Origin of the sequence: Streptomyces sp. NPDC015220 (assembly GCF_043079345.1) — a bacterium.
Taxonomy (GTDB): Bacteria; Actinomycetota; Actinomycetes; order Streptomycetales; family Streptomycetaceae; genus Streptomyces.
In genome coordinates this window covers 321,323-333,467 of record NZ_JBIBUK010000003.1, presented here as the reverse complement: position 1 = coordinate 333,467, position 12,145 = coordinate 321,323, and the positions used below count along the sequence as shown (strand labels likewise).

Genomic DNA, 12,145 nt, shown 5'->3' with positions numbered 1-12,145 from the left:
TCATCGGCGAAGCAGTGTTGAGGAAGTACAGAGCTTCGACGCAGGATGGCCGGCATGACCTCCAGCGAACGCCCCGTCCTCAACCGCAGGCTGGCCGAGTTCGGCACGACGATCTTCGCCGAGATGTCCGCCCTGGCCGTGAGCACCGGATCCATCAACCTGGGGCAGGGCTTCCCCGACACCGACGGCCCCGAGGAGATCCGGGAGGCTGCCGTACGGGCGCTGCGCGACGGGCGCGGCAACCAGTACCCGCCGGGCCCCGGCGTCCCCGAACTGCGCGCCGCCGTCGCCGAGCACCAGAAGCGGCGGTACGGCCTCACCTACGACCCGGACACGGAGGTGCTGGTCACGGCGGGCGCCACCGAGGCCATCGCGGCCGCCCTGCTGGCACTGCTGGAACCCGGGGACGAGGTGGTCGCCCTGGAGCCGTACTACGACTCCTACGCGGCCTGCATCGCCATGGCGGGCGGCCGGCGGGTTCCGGTGACCCTGCGGCCGCACCACGAGGGGGGCGCCGCCACGTTCCGGCTGGACCTCGACGAACTGCGCGCCGCGGTGACCGACCGGACCCGGCTGCTGCTGATCAACACCCCGCACAACCCGACCGGCACGGTGCTCACCCGCGAGGAGCTGCGCGCCGTCGCCGAGCTGGCCGTCGAGCGCGACCTGCTGGTGGTCACCGACGAGGTGTACGAGCACCTGGTCTTCGACGACGCCGAGCACGTGCCGCTGGCCACGCTCCCCGGGATGCGCGAGCGGACGGTGACGATCGGCTCGGCGGGCAAGACGTTCTCGTTCACCGGCTGGAAGGTCGGCTGGATCACCGCGGCGCCCGGCCTGGTCTCGGCGGTGCGGTCGGCCAAGCAGTTCCTGACGTACGTGGCCTCGGGCCCCTTCCAGTACGCGGTCGCCGAGGCCCTGGCGCTGCCCGAGTCGTACTTCGCCGCCTTCCGGGACGACATGCGGGCCAGGCGGGAGGTGCTGACGGCCGGGCTCGCCGAGGCGGGCTTCGAGGTGTTCCGGCCCGCGGGCACGTACTTCGTCACGACCGACATCCGCCCCCTCGGCCATACGGACGGCTTCGCCTTCTGCCGTGCGCTGCCGGAGCGGGCAGGCGTGGTCGCCATCCCGAACGCGGTCTTCTACGACCACCGGGCCGAGGGCGCCCCCTTCGTCCGCTTCGCCTTCTGCAAGAGGATCCCGGTCCTTGAGGAGGCCGCCGCCCGCCTGAAGTCCCTGGCGGACTAGCGCCCGTCGTCGGGGGCTCATGGAGACCCGGTTTCCGGCCCCGGGTGCTCATGAGCCCTCCAGCCGGGCATGCCGCGGCCGGCGGAGGCCGGTGGAAGGGCGAAGCCCCGTTCGGCACCGCTGGGCCCCAGCGCCCGTACGAGCCCCCCGGCACCACCCCGGACGCACGGACCGGCCCCGGACGCACGAACCGCCCCGGACACGCGACCCGCCCCGGACACGCGGCCCGGCTCGGACACGCGGCCCGGCTCGGACAATGACACCGTATGACTGGTTCATCCAGCAATATGCCCATGTGACCAGCGTCCGTGCTCTCCCGCCACCACCGTCCGTCACCGCACAGGAGGCCGGGGGAGAGCTCCGGCTCCGGCCCGCCGTCACGGCCGCCGCCCTGTTCACGGCGACCCGCGTCGTCGGGCTCGCGGTCCTCGCGGTGGCCGCCCGGGCCCACGGCGACCACCCGATCGCGCTGCTCGGCCGCTCCTGGGACTCCCTGTGGTACGTGCGGATCGCCGCCCACGGCTACGGCCTGACCGAGCACCCCGAGCCGGGCGTCGTCCACAACGACCTGGCGTTCTTCCCGCTCTACCCCGCGCTCGTCCGGGCCGTCCGCCTGGTGACCCCGCTCGGCGGCGGCGCGGCCGCGCTCGTGGTGGCGTGGCTCGCCGCCGCCGCGGCCGCCTGCGGGATCTACGCGGTGGGCGCCCGGCTGCACGGCAGGACCGTCGGCACCGCGCTGGCCGTGCTGTGGGGGCTCCTGCCGCACTCGATCGTGCTGTCGATGGGGTACAGCGAACCGGTGCTCACCGCCTTCGCCGCCTGGTCGCTGTACGCCCTGTGCGCCGGGCACTGGGTGCGGGCGGGGGCGCTGGCCGCGCTGGCGGGGCTGTCCCGGCCCAACGGGTTCGCGGTGGCGGCGGCGGTCCTCGTCACCGCGGCGGTGACCGCCTGGCGGGCCCGTGGCCGCGTTTCCCACAGGCTGTGGACGGGCGCCGCGCTGGCGCCGCTGGGCTGGACGGCGTACGTACTGTGGGCGGGCCACCGCACCGGCCATCCGCTGCGCGGGTACTTCCGGCTGCAGCGGCTGTGGGGGTCCCGCTTCGACTTCGGCATCGGAGCACTGCGCTTCGTGAAGCACCTGCTGCTGAACCGCGAGGCGTTCCTGTTCTTCGGGGCACTGGTGATCGTGAGCGCCGGCCTGCTGCTGTACGCCCTGCTCGTCCTGGAGGGCGCGCCCCTGCCGCTGGTCGTCTACGGCGGCGTGCTGCTCGTGGTGGCGTGCGGCGGCTCGGGCTTCTTCCAGTGCAAGCCGCGCTTCCTGCTGCCGGCCTTCCCGCTGCTGCTGCCGCTCGCCCGGGCCCTGGTGCGCACGGCGAGAGCCCGGCCCTGGCACGCGGCCGCTGTGGCCTGCGCCCTGGCCGGGCTCTCCTACGCCTACGGCGCCTACCTGCTGGTCATCACGCACACGCCGCTGTGAACGTCCGGGGACGCCGCCTATTCCTCGCCGTCCTCCGGCTTGTCGGCCTCGTTGATCTCCTCCTCCAGGCCGAGCTGCTCGACCAGCCAGCGGTCGAACTCGAGGGCGGCCCGCACCCAGCTCACGGTGGAGGAGACGAAGTGCTCGATGCTCACGCCCATGCCGATCAGCATCTGCGCCTCGCCGATGAGGCGGACGGTGCCGTCGTCGTGGGTGTGCGTGTAGACCTTGGGCCACAGGGTGCGCCGGTTCCAGTCGTCGATGGACTCCAGGAGCTGCGGCTTCTCGTCGATCCGGTGCGGCCGGTCGTAGAAGGTCCGCACCGAGAAGACCTGCTGGTCGTCCTCGCCGCGGAACATGAAGTACGTGCGGAACTGCTCCCACGGCGCGACGAGGTCACCCTCCTCGTCGACGAGGTGCTTGAGCTCCATCTGGTCGAGGAGCTGCTTCACAAGGTCCTGATCCGGGACGACGGGGCCCGCCGGTCCTTGGGGCTGCGGCTCGGGCTGGCCCCCGAAGTTCGGAATCGAGGACGGGTCGATGCTCACCGTGTTTTTCCCTTCGTACGGATCCCGCCATCCTCCCCCATGCGGGGAGGGGCGTGGCAAGCCCCGGCGGCCCTGTCAGCCCTGGGCTGACACGATCCGGTCACCCGGGCGGCCATCTGCCGGGTACCCGTGCCCACAGGGACCTGACACCACCGGGCGAGCCGCCCGTCGGGGGCCTTGCGCGACGATCCGGTCATGTGCGCACGAAGGGCCCTTCGGCGGCCGGCCCGTCCGTCCGGTGCGACCGGACGGGCGGGCCGTGGCGCCCACGGGAACCGTGGTGCCCGCGGGAGCCGCGGACACCGCCGGGCCGGCCGGCGCGTCGGCCGGCCGTCACCGGCTCAAAGCGTCTTCCCGGTCGCCGGCCCCACCAGCAGCCCCTCCCCGAAGCGGTCCACCCGGACCGTGTCGCCGTCCTTGATCTCGCCGGAGAGGATCTCCTTGGCGAGGCGGTCGCCGATGGCGGTCTGCACCAGGCGGCGCAGCGGGCGGGCGCCGTAGGCCGGGTCCATGCCCTCGTCGGCGAGCCACTCCAGGGCACCGGGCGTGACGTCCAGCGTGAGGCGGCGCTCCGACAGGCGGCGGGCCAGGCGGTCGATGGCGAGCCGCGCGATCCGGCTCAGCTCGTCCTTGGTCAGCGCGGAGAAGACGACCAGGTCGTCCAGGCGGTTGAGGAACTCCGGCTTGAAGGAGGTGCGGACCACTTCGAGGACCTGCTCCTTCTTCTCCGCCTCGCTCGTCACCGGGTCGACCAGGAACTGGCTGCCCAGGTTGGAGGTCAGCACCAGGATCGTGTTGCGGAAGTCGACCGTACGGCCCTGTCCGTCCGTCAGCCGGCCGTCGTCCAGCACCTGGAGCAGGATGTCGAAGACCTCCGGGTGGGCCTTCTCCACCTCGTCCAGCAGCACGACGCTGTACGGGCGGCGGCGGACCGCCTCGGTGAGCTGGCCGCCCTCCTCGTAGCCGACGTATCCGGGCGGGGCGCCGACCAGCCGGGCCACGCTGTGCTTCTCCCCGTACTCCGACATGTCGATGCGGACCATCGCCCGCTCGTCGTCGAAGAGGAAGTCGGCGAGTGCCTTGGCCAGTTCGGTCTTGCCGACGCCGGTCGGCCCCAGGAAGAGGAAGGAGCCCGTGGGCCGGTCCGGGTCGGCGATGCCGGCGCGGCTGCGGCGCACGGCGTCGGAGACGGCCCGCACGGCCTCCCCCTGGCCGATCAGCCGCCTGCCGATCTCGTCCTCCATGCGCAGCAGCTTCTGCGTCTCGCCCTCCAGCAGGCGGCCGGCCGGGATGCCGGTCCAGGAGGCGACCACGTCGGCGATGTCGTCGGGGCCGACCTCCTCCTTGACCATGGTGTCCTTGGCGGCCTCCTCCTCGGCGCGCGAGGCGGCCTCCAGCTCCTTCTCCAGGTCCGGGATCTCGCCGTACAGCAGCTTGGAGGCGGTGTCGAAGTCGCCGTCGCGCTGGGCGCGCTCGGCCTGCCCGCGCAGGTCGTCGATGCGCTCCTTCAGCTCACCGACCCGGTTGAGGGACTGCTTCTCCTTCTCCCAGCGGGCGGTGAGGCCGCGCAGTTCCTCCTCCTTGTCGGCGAGGTCGCGGCGCAGCTTGTCCAGGCGCTCGCGCGAGGCGGCGTCGGTCTCCTTGTCGAGGGCCAGCTCCTCCATCCGCAGCCGGTCGACGGCGCGCTGGAGCTCGTCGATCTCGACCGGCGAGGAGTCGATCTCCATGCGCAGCCGGGAGGCGGCCTCGTCGACGAGGTCGATCGCCTTGTCGGGCAGGAAGCGGGAGGTGATGTAGCGGTCGGACAGGGTCGCGGCGGCCACCAGCGCGGAGTCGTTGATCTGCACCTTGTGGTGGGCCTCGTAGCGGCCCTTGAGCCCGCGCAGGATCGCGATGGAGTCCTCCACGCTGGGCTCGGCCACCAGCACCTGCTGGAAGCGCCGCTCCAGCGCCGGGTCCTTCTCGATCCGCTCCCGGTACTCGTCCAGCGTCGTCGCGCCGACCATCCGCAGCTCGCCGCGGGCCAGCATGGGCTTGAGCATGTTGCCGGCGTCCATCGCGGAGTCGCCGCCGGCGCCCGCGCCGACCACGGTGTGCAGTTCGTCGATGAAGGTGATGATCTGCCCGTCGGACTCCTTGATCTCCGCCAGGACGGTCTTCAGCCGCTCCTCGAACTCACCGCGGTACTTCGCGCCCGCGACCATCGCGCCGAGGTCGAGCGCGACCAGCCGCTTGTCCTTCAGCGACTCGGGCACGTCGCCCTTGACGATCCGCTGGGCGAGCCCCTCGACGACGGCGGTCTTGCCGACGCCGGGCTCACCGATGAGGACCGGGTTGTTCTTGGTGCGGCGGGACAGCACCTGCACGACGCGGCGGATCTCCTGGTCCCGGCCGATGACCGGGTCCAGCTTGCCCTCGCGCGCCGCCGCGGTGAAGTCGGTGCCGAACTTCTCCAGGGCCTTGTACTGACCCTCGGGGTCGGGTGTGGTCACCCGGCGCCCTCCCCTCGCCTTCCGAAACGCCTCTTGCAGCTTCTTCGCACCGGCACCCTGCCGGTCCAGCACCTCGCCGACCGCGCCGCCCTGCGCGGCGATGCCGATCAGCAGGTGCTCGGTGGACAGGTACTCGTCTCCCAGGTCCTTCGCCCGGCTCTGCGCGTCGGCGATCACCGCGAGCAGTTCGCGGTTCGGCTGCGGCGGCGCCACGGTGGACCCGGTCACGCTGGGCAGCGACGCGAGCACGCGCTCGGCGCCTGAGCGGACCGACGCCTGGTCGGCGTCGACGGCCGACAACAGGTCGATGATGTTCTCGTTGTCCTGTCCCTCCAGCAGCGCGAGGAGCAGGTGGGCGGGGGTCAGGTCCGGGTGGCCCCCGGTCACGGCCCGGTTGCCGGCCGCGTTGATCGCGTCGCGGCTCCTGTTGGTCAGCTCGGCGTCCACGGTCGCTTCTCTCCTCCTTGGCGTCAGCGCTCTGCCACGTCTCCCAGTGCTGACTCAATCAACGTGCACAAAGTTGAGTCTATTCCACTCAAGGCCGGAACGGGGAGGCCGACCGGGCCCGGTTTTCGCGGCTCCGGCACCGGGTTGGCTATGTTCGGTGTCCATGGCCACCACCACGTATGCCCTCGACCCGGGGGCTCCCGACGCGCCGTACCTCAGCTTCTGGCGGGAGCGGCACCTGTGCACCCTGACCACGCTGCGCGCGGACGGCACCCCGCACGTCGTGCCCGTCGGAGTGACCTACGACCCCGAGGCGCGGCTCGCCCGGGTGATCAGCAACGGGACGAGCGCGAAGGTGGGGCACGTGCTGGCGGCCGGGGAGCGGGGCGCGCCGGTGGCCGTGTGCCAGGTGGACGGACGGCGGTGGGCGACGCTGGAGGGACGCGCGCACGTCCGCACCGAGCCGGAGCGGATCGCGGAGGCGGAACGGCGATACGCCGAGCGCTACCGGCGGACCCCGGGGCCGAACCCGGCCCGGGTGGTGATCGAGATCGAGCTGACCCGGGCGCTGGGACGCGGCTGAGCGGGACGGCCCGGAGGGGCGATTTCCGGCCACAGCGCCGATCCGTCGATATCCGCGCAGGTGCGCACAAACTACAGCGGCGTCACCGTGTTCAGGTCACGGTGACGCCGCTGCGGGGGGAAGCACCTGAGCGATCTGTTACGACGGGGGAATCGCGTCAGGCACTGCGGGGGGTGGCTGAGATGGTGCTGCGGGCGGCGGCCTCCGGCTCCACCTGCCGGTGATCCCGCTGGTCCAGGTTCACGAAGATCATTCCGTACCGGATGGCACACCGCACGGGCTGCGGCGCACCGCGAGGCCGTCGCAGGCACCGGTAGGCCCGCACGTCTCCGTCCTCGTCCCGCGTGACGACGACCGGCTCGCCGAAGACGGTCACCATCAACGAGTCACCACTGTGGGGGATGGCGGTGACGAGGTCGATGAAGTGCCAGCCGGAGCGGTAGGCGGTGGCCATTTCCCGGCGGAAGGACCGGTCGTCGGGTGGTGTGGTCACATCAGCTCCACACGGTGTCGCCCGGCACGACGGCAGTGCCACCATCGCCGGCCGGGGCCTTGGGAGCGGTGATCGACCAGACGGTGTCCGCTCGGACGTCACCCTTCCCGCCAGAGAGGCCACTCAGCGATCCGAAGGCCACAACGGCGGAGAAGGCAGCGACAAGTACCGAGCGAAGCATTCTCTTACGCATAGTCGGCTTCGTCCTCACTTGAAAGTCCCCTCTTCCCCCGTCGAGAAAGACGATGGCTCATTCGGGCACGTCATGGCCACCCAAACGGTGCATCATGTTCCTGCATGTTCAGGACCCTGGGGGGTGGAGATTTGGTGACGAATCAGACTAAAGAGGCGCATCCCCATGCCTTGACGGAGCTGTGCGAGGCGGGGGGCCGTCTCTACGCGAACGCACTGCGTACAGGGCGTATCGCCCGCACGGATGCCGAGGTTGCTCCCTGTCTGATGGAGTTCGCCCTCCTCCATCCCGATCCCGACGACGCGAACTGGCTGCGGCCGGTGCCCCCGTCGGTCGCCCTGGCCCAGCGCCTCAACCCCATCGAGCGCGAGATCACCCAGCGCAGGCTGCTGTCGACCGAACTCGCCGAGGCCTTCGAGCCGTTCATGGCCCTCAGCGCCCAGGTGACGGCCTCCACGCACTCCATCACCGTGCTGGAGGGCCTGGACCGCATCAACGCCGCGCTCGACCTGGCCACCGCCCAGTGCCAGAAGGAGGTCCTCACCGTACAGCCGAGCGCCCGTCACCCGGAGCGCCGTCTCATCGAGGGACTGGAACGCGACAGGCCGCTCATCGAACGAGGGGTCCGGATCCGGACCCTCTACCAGCACACCGCCCGCTACAGCCCCGAACGACTGGCCTACGTCAACCAGCTGGCGGACGGCAAGGCGGAGTACCGCACCATCGACGAACTCGTCGAACGCCTCATCATCTGCGACGAGACCGTGGCCTTCATCCCCGTCCGCGACGACCGGCAGGTCGCCCTGGAGCTCAGGCACTCCGGCCTCGTCCGCTACCTGGTCAAGGTCTTCGAGTTCATGTGGGACCGGGCGGTGCCGCTGAGCGCCGGCGCGCCCTACGAGACGGCTCCCGACGGCATCACCGAGATCCAGCACTCCATCGCCAAGCTGCTCGTGGAGGGCCACGTCGACGAGGCCATCGCCCGCCGGCTCGGCATGAACGTGCGCACCTGCCGGGCCCACATCGCCAAGCTGGCCTCCGCACTGGGCAGCGGCAGCCGGGCCCAACTCGGCTACCTCATCGCCCAGTCCGGCATCCTGAACCAGGAGACCTGAAGCCGACGGAAGGAAACCGGTGAGCCCGGCACCGCATCCGGAGCACGGCCCGGAGGACCTGTGTCCCACCGCTACGGCGCTGTACGAACGCGCCCTGCGCGAGGGGTGGGTGCCCGCCGGGGAGGCCGACGGCGCGCCCTGCCTGATCGACTTCGGACTGCTGCACCCGGCCGTCGACGACCTGAGCCGGCTGGAGCCGGTCGCCCCGGCCGCCGCCCTGCACCGGCTGCTGCGGGCGTCCGGGGAACGCATCGCCCAGGAACGGCGGCGCGAGGAGCGGCTGGCCGAGGCCTTCACGTCCCTGATGCGCGAGAAGGGCGCGCAGCCGGCGGCGGGCACCCCGGGGCTGCGGGTCCTCAGCGGCATCCGGCGGATCAACCTGGCCATCACCGAGTCCATGACCGAGGCCGCACGGGAACTGCTCTGCGTCCAGCCCAACACCCACTACGGCAACCAGCGCGACCGCACCGCATCGGCCGTCGCCATGGAACGCGACCAGGCCCTGCTCGACCGCGGCGGCCGCATCCGTACGCTCTACCAGCACACGCAGCGGCACGCGCCCCTGGTCCTGGCCCGCTACGAACAGCTGCGGGGCGACGCCGAGGCCCGCTCCCTCGACGAGGTCACCGACCGCCTCATCGTCATCGACCGCCGGATCGCCTTCCTCCCCGCCGACGCCGACGGCACCCACGCGCTCGAAGTGCGCCACCCGGCGCTGGTGGAGTACCTCGCGACCGCCTTCGACCGGCTGTGGCGGCTGGCCACCCCCATGTACCCGCAGGCCGTCCAGCAGCCGTCCGCCGACGGCGTCACGCCCCGCCAGCGCGCCATAGCCGCCCTCCTCGTCGAGGGGCACACCGACGCCGTCGTCGCCGCCCGCCTCGGTCTGAACATCCGCACCGCCCGCGAGCACATCGCCAAGCTCGCCGCCACCCTGGGCAGCGAGAGCAGGGCCCAGCTCGGCTACCTCATCGGACAGTCCGGGATCCTCGACCGGGAACGCTGACCGTGGGCGCCACGGGCGTCCCGACGGCGCGCGGCGGCCCGTCCAGCCCCGCCTGGGCGATCCGGACGCCCAGCTGGGTGCGGCTGGCCGCCCCCAGCGTCTCCGACAGACGGGCGATGTGGGCCCGGCAGGTGCGCACGCTGATGCCCAGCCGCTCGGCGATCACCGCGTCCTGGTGGCCCTCCGCCAGCAGCGCGGCGATGGACCGCTCCCGGTGGGAGATCCCCTCGATGCCGGTGTCGGGCAGCGGCGCGGTGAGCGGGATCGCCAGCCGCCACAGCCGTTCGAAGACCGTCACCAGGTACTCCACCAGCGCCGGGTGGCGCAGCTCCAGCGCCATCGTGCGGTCGGCGTTGGCGGGGACGAAGGCGACCGTCCGGTCGAACAGGATCAGCCGGTCTATCACCTCGTCCAGGGTGCGCGCCTCGACCGCGTCGCCCATCAGCTCCAGATAGTTGAGCAGGCCCTGCCCGTGCCGGGCCACGTGCGTGTAGAGGTCGCGCATGCGCACGCCCCGGCCGCGCAGCGCCAGCGCCCGGTGCAGGCCCTCCGACAGCTCGTGCTCGCGGCGGATGCCGCCGGGCTGGACGGTCAGCACCTCCGACCGGCACGCCTCCGTCGCCTCGTCCATGGCCGCCTGGATGCGGGACAGCCCGTCCAGGACCCGGATCGCGCTGCCCTCCACGGTGGCCGCGGGCACCTGGACCTGACGGCCCAGCCCCGCGTACAGCTCGCAGGCCGCCACCGCCGAGCCGACCCGCCGGTGACTCGCGCTGATCTCGTCGTACATCCCGCGCAGCAGGCGGGACATGACCTCCTGCGGCGCGGTCGGCACCAGGAAGTCCATGTCGTCGGGGTCCGGGTGCAGCAGCGCCAGTTCGAGCAGGCAGGGCACCGGCTCGGCGTCCCGGCGCGGCACCCGGCCGCGCCGTACCGCCCGGGAGTAGACGCGCTCCCCGGCGTCGCACAGCCGGTCAGCGCCGTGTGGATGCTCCTGGGTCCCGTGCCCGGCCATGGCCCATCACACCCCCGGTTTCCGCGTCGATCCGCAGCGCAACTATGCGCGGCCCGGACCGGCTGTGCAACACGGCTCCTCCCCGCCCGGGCGCCGCGATCCACCGGTATCACCCCGTGTGTACGGGCCTCCGCCCGGCACCTTGCGGCAAGGTGACGGCGGGCCGGGTCCGGTGCCGCGGGCGGGAGCGGCCCGCTCGGCCGGTCACTTCAGTCCGGCCGCCGTGCAGGCCGCCCGGTACTTGGCCGTGCAGATGTCCGACTCCTTGTAGATGCCGTCGGCGATGACCGTCTCCTTGATGTTGGCCTTGGTCAGGGCGACCACGGAGACCAACTGCGCGGGGATGTTCCTGGTGGTCGGGCTGGAGACCCTGTCCCGGGTCAGGGAGTCGAACTGGATGTCCTTGCCCTGCACCTTGGCGACGGCCATCTCCGCGGCGTTCTCGGCCTCCGTCGGGTAGGACTTGTAGACGCTCATGTACTGCTCGTCGGCCAGGATGCGCTGCACCGCGTCCAGTTCGGCGTCCTGGCCGGTGATCGGCGGCAACTTGGTGACGCCGGCCGCCTCCAGGGCCTTGATGACGCCGCCCGCCATGCCGTCGTTGGCTGCGTAGACGCCGGCGATGTTGTCCTTGCCGACCGCGTTGATCGCCTCGGTCATGTGGGCCTGGGCGTTCTCCGGCTTCCAGTCCTTGGTGTCGTAGGACTTGGCGATCGTCACCTTGCCGTTCAGCTGCCCGAGGGCGCCTTCCTTGAACTGCTTGGCGTTGGGGTCGGTGGGCGAGCCGTTCATCATGACGATCTTCGACGAGCTGGCGGAGGAGCCGATCGCGTCGAGCAGCGAACGGCCCTGCACCTCGCCGGCCAGTTCGTTGTCGAAGGAGATGTACGCGTCGATCGGACCCTCGGCGAGCCGGTCGTAGGCGATGACGGAGATGCCCGCGGCCTTGGCCTTCTTCACCTCGACGGCGATGGCGTGCGCGTCCACGGCGTCGAGCAGGATGACGTCCATCCGGTCGTCGATCATCTTCTGCATCTGCTCGGCCTGCTTCTTCGCGCTGGCCCCGGCGTTGGCGTAGTCGACCACGCCCTGCTTGTTGGTCAGCTCCGAGACCTTGCTCCTGATGATGGGGGCGTCGAACCGGTCGTAGCGGCTGTTGGCCGTCTCCGGCAGCAGCAGACCCACCTTCACGTCGTTGCCCTTGGTCGGGCTCGCCTTGCTGCTGCTCCCTGACCCGCCGAGCGCCCCGCAGGCGGCCAGCGAGAGGGACAGCGTGGGCGCGGCCACGGCTATGGCGATACGACGCATCGAGGTGCTCACTTCTGGTGCCTTCCGGACGAGGACGCAGCATTGCGACCCAGGTGACTGAAAAGCCAACGCGGCCCCCGGTACCGGCGTCAAGCCGTACCACTTAACGAGATGACAACACCACGTTCCGCTTTCGGTGTGAGAACCTGGCGGAGCCTTGCGCAATCACCTTCAAACGCCCTTTACGGCCCCTCCACGCCGCGACGGTTCGCCCGCGGGA

10 protein-coding genes are annotated in these 12,145 nt (G+C 71.5%); 5 read left to right on the top strand and 5 right to left on the bottom strand.

The features are described 5' to 3' along the window. The first annotated feature begins 45 nt into the window (after positions 1–45). Together ACF061_RS10605 and ACF061_RS10600 are read left to right on the top strand one after the other, a co-directional pair. Positions 46–1,248: a pyridoxal phosphate-dependent aminotransferase gene (locus ACF061_RS10605; RefSeq protein ID WP_392266450.1), complete on the top strand. Its 1,203-nt coding sequence runs from the start codon at positions 46–48 to the stop codon at positions 1,246–1,248. A gap of 256 nt (positions 1,249–1,504) precedes the next feature. Then, positions 1,505–2,725: a mannosyltransferase family protein gene (locus tag ACF061_RS10600; protein WP_392266449.1), complete on the top strand. Its 1,221-nt coding sequence runs from the start codon at positions 1,505–1,507 to the stop codon at positions 2,723–2,725. A 17-nt stretch (positions 2,726–2,742) separates the two neighbouring features. Here the strand turns inward: ACF061_RS10600 and ACF061_RS10595 are convergent, their stop codons facing one another. Together ACF061_RS10595 and clpB are read right to left on the bottom strand one after the other, a co-directional pair. Further along, on the bottom strand, positions 2,743–3,273 hold the full coding sequence (locus ACF061_RS10595) for a YbjN domain-containing protein (RefSeq protein WP_392266448.1): 531 nt from the start codon (positions 3,271–3,273) through the stop codon (positions 2,743–2,745). 341 nt (positions 3,274–3,614) lie between these two features. Further along, positions 3,615–6,212 (bottom strand): ATP-dependent chaperone ClpB, encoded by a 2,598-nt coding sequence (gene clpB / locus ACF061_RS10590; RefSeq protein WP_392266447.1) that lies wholly within the window; start codon positions 6,210–6,212, stop codon positions 3,615–3,617. Positions 6,213–6,375: 163 nt separating this feature from the next. Between clpB and ACF061_RS10585 the strand changes: the two genes are divergently transcribed. Further along, positions 6,376–6,795 carry a pyridoxamine 5'-phosphate oxidase family protein gene (locus tag ACF061_RS10585; RefSeq protein WP_392266446.1) on the top strand — a complete coding sequence of 140 codons (420 nt, stop codon included), beginning with the start codon at positions 6,376–6,378 and terminating at the stop codon, positions 6,793–6,795. 157 nt (positions 6,796–6,952) lie between these two features. On the opposite strand, the gene ACF061_RS10580 is transcribed toward ACF061_RS10585, so the two are convergent. Next, positions 6,953–7,288, bottom strand: coding sequence for a hypothetical protein (locus tag ACF061_RS10580; RefSeq protein WP_392266445.1), 336 nt, complete (start codon positions 7,286–7,288; stop codon positions 6,953–6,955). Between the two features lie 297 nt (positions 7,289–7,585). Here ACF061_RS10580 and ACF061_RS10575 point away from each other — a divergent pair, with 297 nt between their 5' ends. Then, on the top strand, positions 7,586–8,596 hold the full coding sequence (locus ACF061_RS10575) for a helix-turn-helix transcriptional regulator (RefSeq protein ID WP_392266444.1): 1,011 nt from the start codon (positions 7,586–7,588) through the stop codon (positions 8,594–8,596). A 19-nt stretch (positions 8,597–8,615) separates the two neighbouring features. Continuing rightward, positions 8,616–9,602, top strand: a complete 987-nt coding sequence (locus tag ACF061_RS10570; protein WP_392266443.1) for a helix-turn-helix transcriptional regulator — start codon at positions 8,616–8,618, stop codon at positions 9,600–9,602. Here the strand turns inward: ACF061_RS10570 and ACF061_RS10565 are convergent. After that, a complete protein-coding gene (locus tag ACF061_RS10565; protein WP_392266442.1) occupies positions 9,565–10,617 on the bottom strand; it encodes a LuxR C-terminal-related transcriptional regulator in 1,053 nt (350 codons plus the stop codon). The genes ACF061_RS10570 and ACF061_RS10565 overlap by 38 nt on opposite strands. A gap of 204 nt (positions 10,618–10,821) precedes the next feature. Further along, positions 10,822–11,925, bottom strand: a complete 1,104-nt coding sequence (locus ACF061_RS10560) for a sugar ABC transporter substrate-binding protein (protein WP_392266637.1) — start codon at positions 11,923–11,925, stop codon at positions 10,822–10,824. Positions 11,926–12,145: the final 220 nt, after the last annotated feature.